This window comes from Streptomyces sp. NPDC002088, assembly GCF_040296605.1.
Lineage (GTDB): Bacteria > Actinomycetota > Actinomycetes > Streptomycetales > Streptomycetaceae > Streptomyces.
On sequence record NZ_JBEOXO010000010.1, the window covers coordinates 95,087 to 113,069 of the forward strand.

At 70.3% G+C, this 17,983-nt stretch carries 23 protein-coding genes and 3 pseudogenes; 14 read left to right on the plus strand and 12 right to left on the minus strand.

Annotated features, from left to right (window positions below; genetic code table 11):
- Window positions 1-128: 128 nt before the first annotated feature.
- The 6 genes and pseudogenes from ABT114_RS22570 to ABT114_RS22595 form a co-directional block, all read left to right on the plus strand.
- Window positions 129-335, plus strand: a pseudogene (locus ABT114_RS22570) (dihydrofolate reductase family protein); the annotation flags it as partial.
- 76 nt (window positions 336-411) lie between these two features.
- Complete coding sequence (locus ABT114_RS22575) at window positions 412-690, plus strand: hypothetical protein (protein ID WP_351144621.1); 279 nt, start codon at window positions 412-414, stop codon at window positions 688-690.
- A 114-nt stretch (window positions 691-804) separates the two neighbouring features.
- Window positions 805-1,230, plus strand: coding sequence for a YciI family protein (locus ABT114_RS22580; protein WP_351144622.1), 426 nt, complete (start codon window positions 805-807; stop codon window positions 1,228-1,230).
- A gap of 8 nt (window positions 1,231-1,238) precedes the next feature.
- Entirely contained in the window at window positions 1,239-2,453 is a 1,215-nt protein-coding gene (locus ABT114_RS22585) for an RNA polymerase sigma factor (RefSeq protein WP_351144623.1), read from the plus strand.
- A 9-nt stretch (window positions 2,454-2,462) separates the two neighbouring features.
- Window positions 2,463-2,795 carry a DUF952 domain-containing protein gene (locus ABT114_RS22590; RefSeq protein WP_351144624.1) on the plus strand — a complete coding sequence of 111 codons (333 nt, stop codon included), beginning with the start codon at window positions 2,463-2,465 and terminating at the stop codon, window positions 2,793-2,795.
- On the plus strand, window positions 2,792-2,986 hold the full coding sequence (locus ABT114_RS22595; protein WP_351144625.1) for a hypothetical protein: 195 nt from the start codon (window positions 2,792-2,794) through the stop codon (window positions 2,984-2,986). Before ABT114_RS22590 ends, ABT114_RS22595 begins: the two co-directional genes overlap by 4 nt.
- A 133-nt stretch (window positions 2,987-3,119) precedes the next feature.
- Here ABT114_RS22595 and ABT114_RS22600 read toward each other — a convergent pair whose 3' ends face one another.
- The 4 genes and pseudogenes from ABT114_RS22600 to ABT114_RS50605 all read right to left on the minus strand — a co-directional run.
- Complete coding sequence (locus ABT114_RS22600) at window positions 3,120-3,866, minus strand: VOC family protein (protein ID WP_351144626.1); 747 nt, start codon at window positions 3,864-3,866, stop codon at window positions 3,120-3,122.
- A 34-nt stretch (window positions 3,867-3,900) separates the two neighbouring features.
- Window positions 3,901-4,317: a VOC family protein gene (locus ABT114_RS22605; RefSeq protein ID WP_351144627.1), complete on the minus strand. Its 417-nt coding sequence runs from the start codon at window positions 4,315-4,317 to the stop codon at window positions 3,901-3,903.
- A 10-nt stretch (window positions 4,318-4,327) separates the two neighbouring features.
- On the minus strand, window positions 4,328-4,720 hold the full coding sequence (locus tag ABT114_RS22610; protein WP_351144628.1) for a helix-turn-helix transcriptional regulator: 393 nt from the start codon (window positions 4,718-4,720) through the stop codon (window positions 4,328-4,330).
- A pseudogene (locus ABT114_RS50605) lies at window positions 4,618-4,911 on the minus strand (hypothetical protein); the annotation flags it as partial. The pseudogene ABT114_RS50605 and the gene ABT114_RS22610, both read right to left, overlap by 103 nt.
- Window positions 4,912-4,945: 34 nt before the next feature.
- Here ABT114_RS50605 and ABT114_RS22615 point away from each other — a divergent pair.
- Both ABT114_RS22615 and ABT114_RS22620 read left to right on the plus strand, forming a co-directional pair.
- Window positions 4,946-5,545, plus strand: a complete 600-nt coding sequence (locus ABT114_RS22615) for a hypothetical protein (RefSeq protein ID WP_351144629.1) — start codon at window positions 4,946-4,948, stop codon at window positions 5,543-5,545.
- Between the two features lie 140 nt (window positions 5,546-5,685).
- On the plus strand, window positions 5,686-6,441 hold the full coding sequence (locus ABT114_RS22620) for an SCO4225 family membrane protein (RefSeq protein WP_351144630.1): 756 nt from the start codon (window positions 5,686-5,688) through the stop codon (window positions 6,439-6,441).
- Window positions 6,442-6,529: 88 nt separating this feature from the next.
- Here ABT114_RS22620 and ABT114_RS22625 read toward each other — a convergent pair.
- Both ABT114_RS22625 and sodN read right to left on the minus strand, forming a co-directional pair.
- Window positions 6,530-6,619, minus strand: a pseudogene (locus ABT114_RS22625) (ASCH domain-containing protein); the annotation flags it as partial.
- 121 nt (window positions 6,620-6,740) lie between these two features.
- Window positions 6,741-7,136 (minus strand): superoxide dismutase, Ni, encoded by a 396-nt coding sequence (gene sodN / locus ABT114_RS22630; protein WP_020130742.1) that lies wholly within the window; start codon window positions 7,134-7,136, stop codon window positions 6,741-6,743.
- 145 nt (window positions 7,137-7,281) lie between these two features.
- On the opposite strand from sodN, the gene sodX reads away from it, so the two are divergent.
- Window positions 7,282-7,716, plus strand: a complete 435-nt coding sequence (gene sodX / locus ABT114_RS22635) for a nickel-type superoxide dismutase maturation protease (protein WP_351144815.1) — start codon at window positions 7,282-7,284, stop codon at window positions 7,714-7,716.
- Here the strand turns inward: sodX and ABT114_RS22640 are convergent.
- Complete coding sequence (locus ABT114_RS22640) at window positions 7,620-8,249, minus strand: CGNR zinc finger domain-containing protein (RefSeq protein WP_351144631.1); 630 nt, start codon at window positions 8,247-8,249, stop codon at window positions 7,620-7,622. The two genes, sodX and ABT114_RS22640, sit on opposite strands and share 97 nt — an antisense overlap.
- 100 nt (window positions 8,250-8,349) lie before the next feature.
- Between ABT114_RS22640 and ABT114_RS22645 the strand changes: the two genes are divergently transcribed.
- On the plus strand, window positions 8,350-9,120 hold the full coding sequence (locus ABT114_RS22645) for a class I SAM-dependent methyltransferase (RefSeq protein ID WP_351144632.1): 771 nt from the start codon (window positions 8,350-8,352) through the stop codon (window positions 9,118-9,120).
- A gap of 136 nt (window positions 9,121-9,256) precedes the next feature.
- Here ABT114_RS22645 and ABT114_RS22650 read toward each other — a convergent pair whose 3' ends face one another.
- Genes ABT114_RS22650 through ABT114_RS22660 form a run of 3 tightly spaced genes read right to left on the minus strand, consistent with a single transcriptional unit; the run spans window position 9,257 to window position 11,987 of the window.
- Window positions 9,257-10,009 (minus strand): amino acid ABC transporter ATP-binding protein, encoded by a 753-nt coding sequence (locus ABT114_RS22650; protein ID WP_351144816.1) that lies wholly within the window; start codon window positions 10,007-10,009, stop codon window positions 9,257-9,259.
- Between the two features lie 47 nt (window positions 10,010-10,056).
- Complete coding sequence (locus tag ABT114_RS22655; protein WP_351144633.1) at window positions 10,057-10,992, minus strand: amino acid ABC transporter permease; 936 nt, start codon at window positions 10,990-10,992, stop codon at window positions 10,057-10,059.
- 35 nt (window positions 10,993-11,027) lie between these two features.
- Window positions 11,028-11,987, minus strand: a complete 960-nt coding sequence (locus ABT114_RS22660; protein WP_351144634.1) for an ABC transporter substrate-binding protein — start codon at window positions 11,985-11,987, stop codon at window positions 11,028-11,030.
- Window positions 11,988-12,548: 561 nt separating this feature from the next.
- Here ABT114_RS22660 and ABT114_RS22665 point away from each other — a divergent pair.
- From ABT114_RS22665 to ABT114_RS22680, 4 genes are all read left to right on the plus strand, one after another.
- Window positions 12,549-13,772 carry an NAD(P)-dependent malic enzyme gene (locus ABT114_RS22665; RefSeq protein ID WP_351144635.1) on the plus strand — a complete coding sequence of 408 codons (1,224 nt, stop codon included), beginning with the start codon at window positions 12,549-12,551 and terminating at the stop codon, window positions 13,770-13,772.
- 204 nt (window positions 13,773-13,976) lie between these two features.
- Window positions 13,977-14,945 (plus strand): zinc-binding dehydrogenase, encoded by a 969-nt coding sequence (locus tag ABT114_RS22670; RefSeq protein WP_351144636.1) that lies wholly within the window; start codon window positions 13,977-13,979, stop codon window positions 14,943-14,945.
- A gap of 103 nt (window positions 14,946-15,048) precedes the next feature.
- The gene (locus ABT114_RS22675) at window positions 15,049-15,258 is read left to right on the plus strand and encodes a helix-turn-helix domain-containing protein (RefSeq protein ID WP_351144637.1); all 210 of its coding nucleotides are present in this window, start codon (window positions 15,049-15,051) and stop codon (window positions 15,256-15,258) included.
- Window positions 15,258-15,848, plus strand: a complete 591-nt coding sequence (locus tag ABT114_RS22680; RefSeq protein WP_351144638.1) for a Clp protease N-terminal domain-containing protein — start codon at window positions 15,258-15,260, stop codon at window positions 15,846-15,848. The genes ABT114_RS22675 and ABT114_RS22680 overlap by 1 nt, the downstream gene beginning before the upstream one ends.
- A gap of 42 nt (window positions 15,849-15,890) precedes the next feature.
- On the opposite strand, the gene ABT114_RS22685 is transcribed toward ABT114_RS22680, so the two are convergent.
- The gene (locus ABT114_RS22685; RefSeq protein WP_351144639.1) at window positions 15,891-16,934 is read right to left on the minus strand and encodes a PadR family transcriptional regulator; all 1,044 of its coding nucleotides are present in this window, start codon (window positions 16,932-16,934) and stop codon (window positions 15,891-15,893) included.
- A 1-nt stretch (window position 16,935) separates the two neighbouring features.
- Entirely contained in the window at window positions 16,936-17,883 is a 948-nt protein-coding gene (locus ABT114_RS22690) for a DUF4097 family beta strand repeat-containing protein (RefSeq protein ID WP_351144640.1), read from the minus strand.
- Window positions 17,884-17,983: the final 100 nt, after the last annotated feature.

Here is a 17,983-nt window from a genome sequence, read left to right on the forward strand (position 1 = left end):
TCCTGACCCCGCACTGCCACCGGGGGCTCCGGTCCCGCGGGTCCCGCACATCCCCACGGTGTGCGGGGCCCGCTGCTTCACCGTCGACACCCCGCCCCAGCACCAGCGCTCACCCATGCTCGCGAAAGTTCGGCATCTACCTGTGCGCCGGCTCCCGGCTCGCGGGCGAGCTGCTCGACGAGATCGACGAGATCGTCATCACGGCGTACCCGATCGCGTATGGCACGGGCATGCCGATGTGCGGCTCCGGCTTCGACGTCACGGAGTTCACCCTCGACGAGGTACGCACGTTCGGCGACGGTGCGCTGGTGCGGACGTACGGCAGGAAGCGCTGAGGCTGCGTCCGGGAGGAAGCGCTGAGCGCGCGTCCGGGAGGAAGCGCTGAGCCCGCGGCCGCCCTACCCTGAGGGCATGGACAGAGACGAACACGTCTGTGCCGTCTGTGGACAGCCCGTCGCGACGGTCGTCCGGCGGCACAAGACGCTGGGCGCGTGGGTTCCGGTGTGGGGTCCTGGCCCGTGCCGGAATCCCGAGTGCGAGGCGCACGCCGGGGACGCCGGAGCCGTGCCGGTCAAGGGACCCGGCACCACCCCTGCCAAGGAAGAACCCGGCACCACCCCCGCCGAAGAAGGATCCGGCACCACCCCTGCCGAAGAAGAATCCGGCACGACCTCTGCCAAAGAATCCTGAACCTGGAACCTGTCGGCCAAGGAATCCCGAACCCCTGTAGAGAATCCCGGCCCGGCTCCGACGTCCCCGGTGAGAGCCGCCCACCCGGGCGGCGCGAGCCGAAGGAGCGGAGTCATGAAGTACCTGGTGATGGTGCAGGGCACGCAGGCGGACTACGAGGGGATGCGCGGCAAGGCGTCCGCGCACTCCCCGGCGTGGAGCGAGCAGGAGCTGCAGGCCATGTATGCCTACATGGGCGCGATCAACGACGACCTGGCCGAGACCGGCGAGCTGATCGACGGGCAGGGACTGGCCGAGCCCGCCCGGACCCGGCTGGTCGCGCGCGGCGCGGACGGCAAGGCCGAGATCACCGACGGACCGTACGGCGAGACCAAGGAGCTCCTCGCCGGGTACTGGGTCCTGGAGTGCGCGAGCCTGGAACGGGTCACGGAGATCGCCGAGCGCGTCGCCCGCTGCCCCCAGCCCGCAGGCGCCGCGGACCACCCGGTGGTGATCAGGCCCATCCTCGACGGCGCCGGGGACATCTGCCCCACCGATTGACACCCCCGATGCGCCGGCCGACCGAGATCGAGGACCTGCTGCGCCTGCACGCGCCGCAGGTCCTCGGCGCGCTGGTCAGGCGGTACGGACACTTCGACGCCGCCGAGGACGCCGTACAGGAGGCACTGCTCGCGGCGGCGGGGCAGTGGCCGCAGAGGGGGGTGCCCGACAACCCGCGAGGCTGGCTGATCAAGGTTGCTTCGCGACGGCTGACCGACGCGTTGCGCAGCGAGGAGGCCCGGCGGGCGCGCGAGGAGAGGCTGGCCGCGCTCACCCCGCGGGACGCGTCCGTCTCCACGGACCCGGGCCCGAGCGAGGACGACACCCTCACCCTCCTCTTCCTGTGCTGCCATACCGACCTGACCTCGCCCGCCCGGATCGCGCTCACCCTGCGCGCGGTCGGCGGTCTGACGACCGCGGAGATCGCCCGCGCGTACCTGGTCCCCGAGGCGACGATGGCGCAGCGCATCAGCCGGGCCAAGCAGACGGTGCAGGGCGTGCGCTTCGGGCGCCCGGACAACTGGGCGGACCGCCTGCCCGCCGTCCTGCACACCCTCTACCTCATCTTCAACGAGGGCTATACGGCGACATCGGGTGCGAGCCTCCAGCGGCGCGACCTGGCCGCCGAGGCCGTCCGGCTGACCCGCGCCGTCCACCGGCTGCTTCCCGACGACGGCGAGGTGGCCGGCCTGCTCGCCCTGATGCTGCTCACCGACGCCCGCCGCGACGCGCGCACCGGCCCGCACGGCGAGCTCATCCCCCTCGACGAACAGGACCGCGACCGCTGGGACAGGGCCGCGATCGAGGAGGGCGTCGCCCTGGTCACCCACGCGCTCGCACAGAGCCGCGCGGGCCCCTACCGACTGCGCGCCGCCATCGCCGCCGTGCACGACGAGGCACCCTCGCCGGAGGCGACCGACTGGCGGGAGATCCTCGGCCTCTACGACGTCCTCGTCCGCCTCGTCCCCGGCCCCGTCGAACGCCTCAACCGGGCCGTGGCCGTCGCCATGGTCCACGGCCCGGAGGCCGGACTCGCGGAACTGGACGCCCTGGAAGCAGAGTTGAGTACCGGCCACCGCCTGGACGCGGTCCGCGGCCACCTCCTGGAACGCGCGGGCCGACCCAAAGCCGCCCGCGCCGCCTACGAGTCCGCCGCGGCACGCACCCTGAGTCTCCCGGAACGACGCTATTTGCGGACGCGGGCGGCCCGGCTCAGGCGCTAGCGTGACCCCATGCCCGAACACCCGTACATCCTGCACATCACCGAACGTCGGCTGTGGGACGCGGCCCGCGAAGCGGGCACGTACGAGATGTCGACCCGCGGCCGCACCCTCGCCGAGGAGGGCTTCATCCACTGCTCGACCCGCGCCCAGCTGCCGCCCGCGGCGAACTGCCTCTACGGCTCCCCCGATGCCCCCGACGACCTGGTGGTCCTGGTCGTGGATCCCGCCCGGCTCGGCGTCCCGGTGAAGTACGAGGCGCCGGAGCCCGGCGGCGAGGAGTTCCCGCACGTGTACGGGCCCATCCCGGTGGACGCCGTGGTGGACGTGGAGGTGTGGGAGTGACGGGAGCGGGTGGCCGACGCCGTCGGCTACGGCGCCGGGTCGTCGTGACGTGGGCGGTGGCCGTGGCCGTCGGGGGCGGTGTCACTCTGTGGCTCCAGGACTCCGCCGAGCCGCAGGGGCCGTACGGTCGTCAGGAACAGGACCCGAGCCAGTCCCCGGCACCCTTGCTGTGGCTGGACGAAAGCCGCTGAGCGCTCCGCTGGAAGCGCGGTGACGATCCTGCGGGCCGGTGGGGGCTGGTCGCGCCCACGCGGCGGAGCCGCATATCGACACAGCCCCGTGCCCCTTGCGGCGCGATACCGCACCGGACTTCGACAAGGCTGCTCAGTCGACCGCGGGCCGCGGCAGGCCGCCCGTCTCCGGATCCCGGCCCGTCAGGCAGTACGTGCCGCCCGCCGGGTCCCGCATCACCGTCCAGTGGCGGCCGTGGGACACGGGCACCGCGCCCAGCCGCTCGTGCTCGGCGCGGGTCGCCTCGATGTCCGCGCAGGCCAGGTCCACATGGGCGGAGGCGGAGCGTTCCTCGCCCAGGCGCTGGAGGAGGATGCGCACCGGCAGGCCCGCCGGCGGCTTGACCACGTGGAACTCGGGGAGCGAGCCGGGCAGGGAGTCCCAGTCGGGCAGGAGGGTGCTCCAGAAGGCGACTTCGGCGTCGTACGCGGACGGCGGGACGTCGAGGCAGACCTGGTCGAGGCGGCTGCCCCGCACCACGGGCGGCCGAGCCGACTCGCCGTGCCACGGCACGGCACAGAACAACTGCCCGGCGGGCGACCGCAGTACGGCCCACCCCTCGTGCTCGGCCACCGCCTCCGCCCCGATCCGCAGCGCTCCCTTCACGAACCCCGGCACGTCCTCGACGGCGAAGTCGAGATGCGCCCCGCCGTCGCCGACGGCGACCCCCTGGACCTTCACGCAGGCGTCGGCCCCGTCCGGCAGCAGGGTCACGAACTCGCCCCGCTCGCCCCGTAGTTCCGACAGCCCGGTGTCCATGACGGCCGTCCAGAACACGCACGCCCGCTCGAACTGCGCGGTGGGCCGGTCCACGAAGGCGTACGTCCAGCGGATGCTCATGGAGCGATCGTATGCAGTCGCCGTCCGGTGGTGCTCAGCCCTCCGGCCGCTCGAAGAACCGCAGCAGGTTCCCCGCCGGATCCCGGAACGCGCAGTCGCGCACCCCGTACGGCTGGTCCATCGGCTCCTGGAGCAGCTCGACGCCGGCCTCCTGCACGCGCTCGCAGAGGGCGTCGCAGTCGGTGGTGGCGAAGATGACCCCGCGCAGCAGGCCCTTGGCCAGCAGCCGGGCCAGCGCCTCCTTGTCGGCGGGGGAGGCGTCCGGGTTCGCGTCCGGCGGCTCCAGCACGATCTCCACGCCCGGCTGGAGCGGCGAGCCGACGGTCACCCATCGCATGCCCTCGAAGCCGACGTCGTTGTGGACTTCCAGGCCCAGGACGTCCCGGTAGAAGGCGAGCGCCTTGTCGTGATCGTCGACGGCGATGAAGCACTGCGCGAGTTTCAGGTCCATGGTCTCGAACCTACTTTCGCCTGGGTCGGGTGAAGGTGCGCGCCACGCACGGCGGGATCTGCGCGCCGGCCTCGTGCGAGCGGGCCCGGTACGCGCTCGGCGTCTCGCCGACCAGCTCCGTGAACCGGGAGCTGAACGATCCCAGCGACGTACAGCCGACCGCGAGACACACCTCGGTCACGGTGAGGTCGCCGCGGCGCAGCAGGGCCTTGGCGCGTTCGATGCGGCGGGTCATGAGATAGCCGTACGGCGTCTCGCCGTACGCCTCCCGGAAGCTGCGCTGGAAGTGGCCCGGGGACATCAGCGCGGTGCGGGCGAGCACGGAGATGTCGAGCGGCTCGGCGTACTCGCGGTCCATGCGGTCGCGCGCCTGCCGCAGTCGTACGAGATCCTCAGGGGCCACCGCACCAGCATGGCACGGCGGGCCCCCGCCGGACCGGCGGACCAGCTCTTCGTCCGGATCGCCTCGCGGTACTTGGTCGTCGTGGGCTTCAGGCGAACGGTGGCGGTCTTCGTACCGTCCACGTAGATGTACGGCCGGCTGGAGGTGGCGGCGCGCGAGACCACCAGGACGGCCGATCGGCCGGTGAAGGTCAGGTCAGCGGTGCCGAATCATGGGGAGGCAGGCGTGAAGCAGGGGAGTGTCGTGTGGTCGCTGGCGACGGTGGGTGTCGTCACCGTGCTGACGGTGAGCTGTGCGAACACAGGTGAGAACATCTCGTCCGGCGGCACTGTGGGAACGTCCCCTGCCCCGTCCAGACTGCCGTACGCGTCGGACAATTACCCCGCGCTCGCCGCGGCCGCGGACGAGGTCGACGGGATCGTCCACCCGCGTTACGAGAAGTGGTACGCGGGCATGGTGCTTGATCATCAGTCCCGGACGATGACCTTGTACCGGAAACCGGGTGGCGATCTGGACCGGCAGGTCCGTTCGCGCGTCTCCGGCGTGAAGGTCGTCTTCAAGGACGCGGCCATGTCCGAGAAGGAGATGACCACGCTGGTGAAGAGGATCCTGGCGGACGCGGCGTACTGGCGGGGAATGGGGATCGTCGTGACGGGCGGCGGCCCCCTGCGGGACGGGTCGGGCGTGAGCATGATGACCCGGGCGGGCACCAGCCAGGAGGCGACGCGGCTGTCGCGGTACTACGACAGCCACGTCGTGGTGGAACGCGGGAGCGCGATCGCTCCTCCTGCGGATCGCTTCACCCCGTCACCGTCGGCGACCTGACCCCCCGTGATGTGCCGCAGGTGGGAGCTCTGGCACTTCCTGAAACTCCCATGCAGGGATGAGTACTTGTACTCATCCCTGAGCGCGCCCCTCGGTTCACCGTGGAGGTCACGAACCCGGACCGACGCGAAGGAACCCAGATGTCGAATGCCTCCCGCCCGCGCCGCCTCCCGCGCCTGCGCCGGCTTCTTGCGCTTGCCACGGACAACTGGCTCGCCCGGGGCTATCTGGCTGTCTTCGCCGCCTCCGTCCTGGTCATGTTCCTCTTCCCGGACAGCGGCTTCGCCGCGAGTCCCCTGATGCTCACGGCACCCCTCTCCTTCCTGGGTGCGGTCCTCCCTTTCGGTCCCGGCACCGAGGGCGGCGGGGCGGTCGAGGTGTCGGCCATCGGTTTCTGGGCCGTCTGGCTCCTCCTGTGCGCCCTCGTGAACGCCGCCGTGCTCGGCGCTCTCGCCGCGGGGTCCGCGACCGCCGCATCGCCGGGCGCGCGTGCGCCCCTCCCGCGTATCGCGGACCCCTCCGAACAGAACGGAACGGACACGGCGCGTTCCGCGCGCCCCGGCCTGCAAAGGACTCGGGCCCTGCTGGCGCCCGCGGTGGACAACTGGCTCGCGCGTGGGTATCTCGCCGTGGCCGCGGCGGCGCTGGGCTTCTTCCTGTGCGCCGCGTACGTGTTGCCGGACCCGGGGTTCGCCGGGATCTGGCCGCTCATGGCCACGGCGCCGTTCAGCATCCTCGCCCTCCTGGTGGCGGCACCCGTGGAGTACTCCTCGCTCGCCTGGCTGAACCCGTTGATCTTCTCCGCCGGTGTGGCCCTGTCCGCGCTGCTCAACGCCGTACTGCTCGGCCGGCTCGCCCGCAGGCTGCGGGTGCGGGAAGCGCGCCCGGCCGCTTGAAGGAGGCGCCGATATCGGGCCATGCGCTCGTCTGATGCGGAGGAAGTCGAGGCTGGAGGGCGGTAGCCGCCCTTCGGCTCAGGTCGAGTCACACAGCGGTGCGTTCGATCTCGATGGCGAGGGCGCCGAGGGCTTCCTTCCCGGGTGGGTAGATCGCGCGGATGTTGGTGAGCTGCTGGGCGAACAAAAACCGCACCCGGTCCGCCCCGGACGCCGAGCATGGCGTCCTGGGCGGACCGGGTGCGGTCAGGGAGACGCTGCAATCAAGGAGGTTGCAGGTCATAGGGCTTGACGCGAGGTCAGGCCTTCTTGGTCTCCCAGAAGATCTTGTCGATCTCGGCGATGAGCTCGAGAGCCTTCTCGCCGGTCTTCGGGTCCGTCGAGGCCTTGGCGGCCGACAGGGCCTTCAGGGTGTCGTTGACCAGCTGGTGCAGCTGCGGGTACTTCTCGAAGTGCGGGGGCTTGAAGTAGTCGCTCCACAGCACGGACACGTGGTGCTTCGCGAGCTCGGCGCGCTGCTCCTTGATGACCGTGGCGCGAGCCTGGAAGTGCGGGTCGTCGTTGGCGGCCATCTTCTCCTGGACAGCCTTCACCGACTCCGCCTCAATGCGGGCCTGGGCCGGGTCGTACACGCCGCAGGGCAGGTCGCAGTGCGCGCTGACCTTGACCTTGGGGGCAAACAGGCGGGAAAGCATGGAGCATTCCTTCCTCGTGATCGTCTTCTCAGGTGGGACATTACTCCCTGAGGGACGGGTTTTCGCGAGTGCCCCCTTGGGCTTAGGACAAAAGACGGGGTTCAGACTGAGACTGGTGGAGGATGAACCGGGGAGGTGCCGGGTGATGCCGGAGCTGTCGCAGGAGACCGAGCACGGGCGGGCGGGTCAGCCCTTCGGGGTGGCCGAGGTGACCGGGCCGTCGATGGTGCCGACGCTGTATCACGGGGACGTGCTGGTGGTGCAGCACCGGGGTCGGATCAGGCCCGGTGACATTGTTGTCCTGCGCCATCCGCTTCAGCAGGACCTGCTCATCGTCAAGCGCGCCACGGAGCGGCGCGAGGGCGGCTGGTGGGTGCTCGCGGACAACTCGTTCGCCGGTAACGACAGCAACGACTACGGCGTGGTGCCCGACGAGCTGATCCTGGGCAAGGCCCGGCTGCGGTTCCGGCCGCGCACACCGGATCAGCGTTCGCCCGTCGCGCTGCTGCGCTGGGTGCTGTCGGCCGCCAGGCCCCTTTTCTCCGACCGGTCCGCCTCCAGGCGTTTGCGGGCGCGATAGGCGGCCACGTTGGCGCGAGTCGCGCAGCGGTCGGAGCAGTAGCGCCGGGAACGGTTGGTCGAGGTGTCCAGGTAGGCGTTGCGGCAGGGGGTCGCCTCGCACAGGCCGAGCCGGTCGACGCCGTACTCCGTGAGGTGGAACGCCAGGCCCATGGCCGCGATCGCGGCGTAGCCCGCCGTCGCGTTGGACGGATGGTCCGCCAGGTGCATGTGCCACAGCGGGCGGCCGTCCTCGTCCCGGAAGTCGTGCCCGGAGATCTGCGGGCTCACCGGGAACTCCAGGAGCAGGGAGTTCAGCAGGTCCACGGCGAGGGTCTCGTCGCCCGTGTCGGCCGCCTCGAAGACCGCGCGCAGCCGGCCCCGCACCGAGCGGAAGCGCGTGACGTCGGCGTCGGTGGCGCGGCGGGCCGCCGACTGGTTGACACCGAAGAGGTTGCGGACGGCCTCGACCGAGGTCAGCGAGTCCTTGCCCCGGGCCGGTTCCTCGCTGTTGACGAGACGGACGGCGTAATCCGAGTAATAGGCCAGTTCCACTTGTAGTCCTTACGGGGGCACTCTATGGTCGTGAGTGCGGTCGGGTAACAGACGGACGCACTTTCAGGGTATTACTTTGACGTGTGTGGTGGAGGGTGCGATGACGGACACGACCACGACCACGACGGGTGCTGACTGGCACGCCTGGCAGGAGAGCTGGGACCGGCAGCAGGAGTGGTACATGCCCGACCGCGAGGAACGCTTCAGGATCATGCTCGACATGGTCGAGGCGCTCGTCGGCACCACCCCGCGCGTGCTCGACCTCGCCTGCGGCACGGGCAGCATCACCGGGCGGCTGCTCGCCCGCCTCCCCGGGGCCAGCAGCACCGGCGTCGACCTCGACCCCGCGCTCCTGGCCATCGCCGAGGGCACCTTCGCGGGCGACGAGCGGGTCTCCTTCGTCACGGCCGACCTCAAGGACCCGGACTGGCCGGCGCGGCTGCCGTACGACTCGTACGACGCCGTACTGACCGCCACCGCCCTCCACTGGCTGCACAGCGAACCCCTCGCGGCCCTCTACGGTCAGGTCGCGGAGCTCGTCCGCGACGGCGGTGTCTTCATGAACGCGGACCACATGATCGACGAGAGCACGCCCAGGATCAACGCGGCCGAGCGGGCCCAGCGGCATGCCCGTATGGATCAGGCCAAGACGAACGGCGCCCTCGACTGGTCGGAATGGTGGCAGGTGGCCGCCCAGGACCCCGTCCTCGCCGCGCCCACCGCCCGCCGCTTCGAGATCTACGGCGAGCACGCCGACGGCGACATGCCGTCCGCCGCCTGGCACGCACGCGTGCTGCGCGAGCAGGGCTTCGGCGAGGCGCGCCCGGTGTGGTGCTCGCCGTCGGACACGCTGCTGCTCGCCCTCAAGTAGGACACCGGCGGCCGGCCACGGATGCTCAACGGCGAGGGGCAGTACCCCGAGCGCCGGAGCCGCTGCCGATGCGGCGCATGCGCAAGGGGCGGTACGAGGATCCCGTACCGCCCCTTCGCGTTCCGCTTCCGTCGCGCTACAGCACCTTGGACAGGAACGCCTGCGTCCGCTCGTGCTGCGGGTTCGACAGCACCTCGCGCGGGTTGCCGGACTCGACCACCACGCCGCCGTCCATGAAGACCAGCGAGTCGCCCACCTCGCGGGCGAAGCCCATCTCGTGCGTGACGACGACCATCGTCATGCCGGACTCGGCGAGGTCGCGCATGACGTCGAGGACGTCGCCGACCAGCTCCGGGTCGAGGGCCGAGGTCGGCTCGTCGAAGAGCATCAGCTTCGGGTCCATCGCCAGCGCGCGGGCGATGGCGACGCGCTGCTGCTGGCCGCCGGAGAGCTGCGAGGGGTAGTTCTTCGCCTTGTCGGCCAGGCCCACGCGCTCCAGGAGCTGGCCCGCGCGTTCCCGCGCCTGGGCCTTGCTGACGCCCTTGACCTGGACCGGCGCCTCCATGACGTTCTCGAGCGCCGTCATGTGCGGGAACAGGTTGAAGCGCTGGAAGACCATGCCGATGTCCCGGCGCTTCAGCGCGACCTCGCGGTCGCGCAGCTCGTACAGCTTGTCGCCGTGCTGCCGGTAGCCGACCAGCTCACCATCGACGTACAGGCGACCGGCGTTGATCTTCTCCAGGTGGTTGATGCACCGGAGAAACGTGGACTTGCCGGAGCCGGAGGGGCCGATGAGGCAGAAGACCTCGCCGGACTTCACCTCCAGGTCGATGCCCTTGAGGACCTCGACGAGGCCGAAGGACTTGTGGACGCCCTCGGCCTTGACCATCGACGTGCCGGAGTCGGTCTTCGCGAGCGGGGAGTTCACCTTCTCGGTCATGCCGTGACCTTCCTGCTCGAGAAGGACGTCAGGTTGGCTTTGACCTTCTGCCACGGCGTGGGCGGCAGCTGACGGCTGGAGCCGCGGGCGTAGTACCGCTCGACGTAGTACTGGCCCACGCTCAGGACCGAGGTCATGACCAGGTACCAGGCGGCAGCCAGGAACAGCATCTCCACCGGGGCACCGGAGGTCTGGCCGATGTCCTGGGCATAGCGCAGGAGTTCGTAGTACTGCACGGCCGACACGAGGGAGGTCGTCTTCAGCATGTTGATGACCTCGTTGCCCGTGGGCGGCACGATCACGCGCATCGCCTGCGGGATGACGATCCTGCGCAGCGTCTTGCCGTGGCTCATGCCCAGGGCGTGCGAGGCCTCGGTCTGACCCTCGTCGACGGAGAGCAGACCGGCGCGGCAGATCTCCGCCATGTAGGCGGCCTCGTTCAGGCCCAGGCCCAGCAGCGCCGTCAGGAACGGCGTCATGAAGCTGGACCAGTAGTCCTTGTAGATCGGTCCGAGGTTGATGTACTCGAAGACCAGACCCAGGTTGAACCAGACGTACAGCTGGACGAGGACCGGGGTGCCGCGGAAGAACCAGATGTAGAACCACGCGATGGACGACGTCACGGGGTTCTTCGACAGGCGCATCACCGCGAGCAGGATGCCGCCGGCGATGCCGATCACCATGGAGAGCACCGTCAGCAGCAGCGTCTGGCCGACGCCCTTGATGATGCGGTGGTCGAAGAAGTACTCCGGTACGGCGTTCCAGTTGATCTTGCCCTGGCCGAACGCGTAGATGATCGAGACCAGGAGCCCGATGGCGATGACGGCCGAGAGGTAGCGACCGTAGTGCCGTACGGGGATGGCCTTGATGGCCTCCGGTCCGGCCGGAGGGGTGTCCTCCGGCCCGGCCGTCTTGTCGATGTCAACAGTCACGGGTGATGCCTTTCAGTGCCCGCTCGGGTCCGCGGTCACTTGCCGCCGTTGATCGTGGCCTGCTTGACGGAGCCGGCCTCGACGCCCCACTTCGAGATGACCTTGTCGTACTCGCCGTTCTTGATGATGGCGTCCAGCGCGGCCTGGATGGCGTCGCGCAGCTGGGTGTTCGACTTGGCGATCGCGATGCCGTACGGCGCCGCCTCGACCTGCTCGCCGACGATCTCGAAGTCCTTGCCGCCGCCCGAGGTCTTCGCCGCGTACGCGGCCACCGGGAAGTCCGAGGAACCGGCGTCGGCGCCGCCGGCGCGCAGCCGGGTCTGGGCCTGCTGGTCGTTGTCGTACGACTCGATGGCGATCTTCTTGCCACCCGTGCACTTCGCGGACTCGGACTTGGCGAGGTCCTCCGAGACCGTGCCGCGCTGCACCGCGATCTTCTTGCCGCAGAGGTCGGCCCAGCTCTTGATGTTCTGGGTCTTGCCCTTGGGGGTGTAGATCGAGACACCGGCGGTGAAGTAGTCCACGAAGTCGACGCCCTCGCCGACCTTCTTGCCGGTGTCGGAGTCGACGCCCTCCTGGCGGTCCTTGGTGTCGGTCATCGCGGACATGGCGATGTCGTACCGCTTGGAGCGCAGACCCGTGATCAGGGTCTCGAAGGTGCCGTTCTGGAACTCGAACTTCACACCGAGCTGCTTGCCCAGGGCGTCCGCGAGGTCGGGGTCGATACCGACCGTGTTGCCGGAGCTGTCCTTGAACTCGACCGGCGCGTACGCGATGTCCGAGCCGACCTTGATGACGCCCGCGTCACGGATCGACTGGGGGAGCTTGTCGGCCAGCGGGGCCGAGCTGGTGCTCGCGGACGAGCCGCTCGAGTTCTTGTCCTTGGTCTGGTCACCGCAACCGGTGAGGATCAGGGCGCCAGCGACCGCGATCGCACCGACCGCTGCTAGCCGGGAGTGCGCGGCGGTCGTACGACGGGTGGAGCTTGCGGTCATGGTGGGTTCCTCCGGCGGATGGATGGAGTTGCCGATGGGTCGACGAGAACACACACCTTCGGGTGTCGCGACCTCGTGTGATTACCGCATCCTGCCATTCGGACTCGGTCGTTCAGGTGACTCTCTATGTCAAAATCGGATAACGGGCGACCCCCGAACCGCACCAGTCCGGTACATCACGACCGGACCTTCTACGGGAATCACTCCTTCCGGCCGCAAGTTCTTCGGCGCGTCTCACGATGTGATCGGTATTGGCGCGGGTGTTATGAGTGCTTGGTCCTTCGGCAGGCTCTTGTCCAGGACTTGTCCCGATATTCGGTCATGAGTCATCTCACTGGACCGCGACCGCATGTGACCTTCGCGTTATGGACTCGTCCTCGACGGCGTCCGTCCGGTAAGAAGGTTCTTTACACCCCTCATCCGGGGCTCAGGGCGCGTGTGCGGCGCGCCCGCCGCGTATGTGCCCGTACGCATCACCTGTCTGGGCCGTGCGCGATGCCCGCCCACCCCTCACCAGGAGTGGCCACCCTCAAACCATGAACACTTAAGGGGTAAGACACAGTGGCAGCGGAGATCGTCAATCCTCGCAGCGAGAACAGTACGGACCAGGAGGGCGGTGCGGAGCCCCTCGATCCCTTCGACCCCGCGTTCGCCCTGCACCGTGGCGGCAAGATGGCCGTGCAGGCCACCGTGCCGGTCCTGGACAAGGACGACCTGTCCCTCGCGTACACCCCCGGCGTCGCGCGCGTGTGCACCGCGATCGCGGAACAGCCGGAACTGGTCCACGACTACACGTGGAAGTCGTCCGTGGTCGCCGTCGTGACGGACGGTACGGCCGTGCTCGGACTCGGGGACATCGGCCCCGAGGCCTCCCTCCCGGTGATGGAGGGCAAGGCGATCCTCTTCAAGCAGTTCGGCGGCGTGGACGCGGTTCCGATCGCCCTGGCCTGCACGGACGTGGACGAGATCATCGAGACCGTGGTGCGCCTCGCGCCGTCGTTCGGCGGCGTGAACCTCGAGGACATCTCGGCACCCCGGTGCTTCGAGATTGAGCGCAGGCTCCAGGAGCGCCTCGACATCCCGGTCTTCCATGACGACCAGCACGGCACGGCCGTCGTGACGCTGGCGGCGCTGCGGAACGCGGCGCGGCTGAGCGGTCGGGCGGTCGGGGACCTGCGGGCCGTGATCTCGGGCGCGGGGGCGGCCGGTGTCGCCATCGCGAAGATGCTGGTCGAGGCGGGCATCGGAGACGTCGCGGTCACGGACCGCAAGGGCGTCGTCTCCCGGGACCGCGAGGACCTGACGTCGGTCAAGCGCGAGCTGGCCGAGTTCACCAACAAGGCCGGGATCTCCGGGTCGCTGGAGACCGCCCTGGAAGGTGCCGACGTCTTCATCGGCGTCTCCGGCGGCACGGTCCCGGAGGCGGCCGTGGCCTCGATGGCGGAGGGCGCCTTCGTCTTCGCCATGGCCAACCCGAACCCCGAGGTGCACCCCGACGTGGCGCACAAGTACGCGGCGGTCGTCGCCACCGGGCGCTCGGACTTCCCGAACCAGATCAACAACGTGCTGGCGTTCCCGGGCATCTTCGCGGGCGCGCTCCAGGTGCGCGCCTCCCGGATCACCGAGGGTATGAAGATCGCGGCGGCCGAGGCGCTGGCGGCGGTCGTCGGGGACGACCTCGCTCCCGACTACGTCATCCCGTCGCCGTTCGACGAGCGGGTCGCCCCCGCGGTGACCGCCGCTGTCGCGGCGGCGGCGCGGGCGGAGGGCGTGGCTCGCCGCTAGGACCTGGCTCGTCGCCAGGACCTGGTTTCTCGCCTAGGTCGGCTGACATGGCCCCGCCCGTTCGGGCGGGGCCATGTCGTTACCCGTTCGGGTGGTTTTCGGACAGTCCCCACGCAGTGTGGGCGGATGCGCTGTGCGCAAGAGGGCGTGTGTCACAAGGCCCCGCGGTTCCCCCCGCCGCCCCCGGAACCTATCGTCGGCTTCATGTTCGCTGCCTACGCTGCCCGAATCGACCGTGACCAGCCCCTCTCCGGCCTGGAGTTGGGGGAGCGCCCGGCGCCCGGGGCCCGCCCCGGCTGGAGCGTCGTCAACGTCAGGGCCGCCTCCCTCAACCACCACGACCTCTGGTCCCTGCGAGGCGTCGGCCTGCCTGAGGACAAGCTGCCCATGATCCTCGGCTGCGACGCCGCCGGCGTCGACGAGGACGGCAACGAGGTCGTCCTGCACTCCGTGATCGGCCAGACCGGCCACGGCGTCGGCCCCGAGGAGCCCCGGTCCATCCTCACCGAGCGCTACCAGGGCACCTTCGCCGAGCAGGTCGCCGTACCCACCTGGAACGTCCTTCCCAAGCCCAAGGAGCTCTCCTTCGAGGAGGCCGCCTGTCTGCCCACGGCCTGGCTGACGGCGTACCGCATGCTCTTCACGAACGCGGGCGTGCGCCCCGGTGACTCGGTGCTCGTCCAGGGCGCGGGCGGCGGTGTCGCCACCGCGGCCATCGTGCTGGGGAAGGCGGCCGGGCTGCGCGTCTTCGCGACCAGCCGGGACGAGGCCAAGCGGAAGCGGGCCCTGGAGCTCGGCGCCGTGGAGGCGCTGGAGTCGGGGGCGCGGCTGCCGCAGCGGGTGGACGCCGTGATCGAGACTGTGGGCGCCGCCACTTGGTCGCACTCGGTGAAGTCCCTGCGGCCCGGCGGGACGCTCGTCATCTCCGGGGCGACGAGCGGCGACCGGCCCTCGCACGCCGAGCTGACCCGGATCTTCTTCCTCGAGCTCAAGGTCGTCGGCTCCACGATGGGCACCAAGGACGAACTCGAGGACCTGCTCTCCTTCTGCGCCGCCACGGGTGTGCGCCCCGTCATCGACGAGGTGCTGCCGCTCGACCGGGCCCGGGAGGGCTTCGAACGGCTGGAGTCGGGCGACCAGTTCGGCAAGATCGTGCTGACCAACTCCCCCTGATCTCCCGGCAGCTCGCACTTCGACGGCCGGCCCGGTTTCCGGGCCGGCCGTTTGCGTGTCAACTTTGGTTGACATTCCTTGCGTGTCAACGTAAGTTGACAGCATGACCGAAGCAACGGATCTCGCCCAGCGCGCCGGCGATCGCGATCCGCGGATCGGACTGCGGGCCGTCGCCGCGCTGCGCAGGCTGCTGGAGCAGCTGGAGGCGGTGCAGGTGCGCAGTGCGCGCAATCAGGGCTGGTCGTGGCAGGAGATCGCCGCGGAACTCGGAGTCAGCAGGCAGGCCGTGCACAAGAAGTACGGGAGGCAGTGATGTTCGAACGCTTCACCAAGGACGCCCGTGAGGTGGTGGTGGAGGCGGTGGCACACGCGGAACGGGCGGGTGCGGAGCGGGTCGAGGAGACCCACGTCCTGCTCGCTCTCCTCGACCGCGAGGGCAGCCGCGGGTCGTTCGCTCTGGCGGCGCTCGGACTGCCGCCGGGAGGCCGGGAGGACGTCGTACGGGAGCTGGGCGAGGCCCGCCGCCGTGGCGGTCTCTCCCGCGCCGACGCGGACGCGCTGTCCGGGCTGGGGATCGATCTGACGGAGATCGTCTCGCGGATCGAGGAGGCGCACGGGGAGGGGGCCCTGGCGGACGTGGCCCAGGGCGGGTCCCCGGGACGTCGGTCCGGACGGCGGCCGTTCGGCCGCGGGGCCAGGGAACTGCTCGCCCAGTCGCTGCGCGTCACGCTGGGCCACCGCGACCGCCGGATCGGCGACGAACACCTGCTGCTGGCCCTCACGGCCCGTCCCGGCGTGCCCGCGGAGGTCCTCGCCGACCACGGAGTGACCCATGAGTCCCTCAGTCGAGTGCTGTACGGCACCGACGCCGACGCCGGCTCCGGCGAGGTCAAGGCCGGCTGAGGGGGCGGCTGAGGGCGAGCGCCTTGCCGGCGCTCGCCCCTCTCACGCCTTCGGCGTGCGCAGTATCGCTCCGATGTGGGCCGCCGCCGTCGACAGGTGGCGGCGGGCGTCGCGGAGTTGGTCGGCGGTGACGCCGTGGTCGCGGGCCGAGTCGCGGATGTCGTCCCGGAAGCGGTCGAGCAGGCGGTCCAGATCGCGGGCCGGGTCGCCGGTGAGGTCCTCGTGGGCCCAGGCAGGCTCGAAGTCGGCCGGGAAGTCCTCCGGGGTCCGGGTGTACTCCGGCTGGGGAGCCGCCGCCTTCTCGGAACCGGCGCCACCGAAGCCGAAGTCCTTGCCGAACTCCTTCCCGAACTCGCCGAACTCCTTGGCGAGTTCGGTCAGGCCCTCCCGTACGCCCGTAGGCCAGTCGCCCCGCGCGAAGTGGTCCTGCACCTGCTCCTGGACCCGTCGGGAGATGCGCTGCAGCTCCTCCTGTGCCTGGGTCCGGGCCTGGTCCTGCGCCTCCTTGGCCTGGCGTCGGGCCCGCTGGGCCTCCTCGCGGGCCCGGCGGCTCTCGTCCTTGGCGCGCCGGGCCTGTTCCTTCCACTCCTGCTTGACGCGCCGCATCTCCTCCTTGGCAGCGCGCCACGCCTCCTTGTCCCCGTACTCCCCGTAGTCCTCGTGGTCCCGGTACTCGCTGGGCTTCGTCGGGGTGCCCCGCCGGGCCTCCGAGGCCGCCGCCCGCATCTCGCGCCGCAGGTCGCCCGCCGCGCCGCGGACATCGGCCCGGATCTCGGCGGCCAGCTCCGCGACCGACTCCCGGATCTCCAGCTCCAGGTCCGCCAGTTCACCGCTGCGGTCAGCCAGTTCGGCGCGGCCCGCCTCCGTGATGGCATACACCTTGCGGCCGCCCTCGGTGGTGTGCGTGACCAGGCCCTCGGCCTCCAGCTTGGCCAGCCGGGGGTAGACCGTGCCCGCCGACGGGGCGTACAGCCCCTGGAAGCGTTCCTCCAGGAGGCGGATCACCTCGTAGCCGTGGCGCGGGGCCTCGTCCAGCAGCTTCAGCAGGTAGAGACGCAGGCGGCCATGGGCGAAGACGGGAGGCATGTCAGAGCACCTTCTTGTCGGTCGTGTCGTCGGCCGGGGCGCTGGTGGGGCCGGAAACGGGATTGTCTCCCGAGGTGGGCGCCGGGCCGTCGGCCGAAGGCGTCGGTCCCGCATCCGTCCTCGCCTCCCACGGCTCGTCCTCCGCCGGTGGCCGCCGCAGCAGGGCGATGGACCCGGAGACCGTCGTCGCCTTCAGCCTGCCGTTGCCCGCGCCCAGTCGGCCGGTGATCCGCTTGGCGCCCCACTGGCCGCTGACCCGGAGGTCCTCGAAGGCGTTGGAGACCGTGCCGCTAGCGGTGTTCGCCTCCACCTCCGCGTCCGCAGGGTGGGGCAGCCGGATGGCGATCTCACCCGAGACGCTGGTCAGGCTGATCTCGGTGGGACTGCTGGTCGGGTCGACATCGACGATCATCGAACCGCTCACCGAGTCGGCCTTCACGGAGGACCCCGCGGCCTCGACCACGGTCAGGTCGCCCGAGACGGAGTTGAAGCGCAGGTCCCCGCTGAGGGCCTGGGCCTCCACGTTCCCCGACACGGTGTCCGCGCGGACCGGGCCTGCCAGGCCCACGAGTGTCGTGTCCCCGGTGACCCCCTTCACCTCGGCACGCCCGTCGATCCCGGAGACCACGGCCGCGGCACCGACGACACCCACCTCGACGCGCGTCTGCGCCGGCACCGCCAGGGAGACGACGGCGCTGCGCCGCCAGCCCTTGCGGTCGAGCCACTTCAGGAAGCCCTTCCAGGGCAGGTCGTCGTACGCCACCGTCAGCGTGCCGCCCTGCTGGGTCACGACCAGGGGCGGCCCCACGACCTCGGAGACCTCCAGGCGGGCGGAACCTTCGTCCGTCCCCACGACGTTCACCGTTCCGTTGACGATGCGCACGTGCAGCTCGCTGACAGGCTCGTCGAAGGTGAGCTTCCTCGGCTCTGCGACGGACCACTCGGACATGATGCGGACCTCCAGGACAGGACACGAACGACACGAACACACGAACGACAGGGCGCAGTCGAGCGACAGGACGCAGTCGAGAAGACACGCCATATCGCGT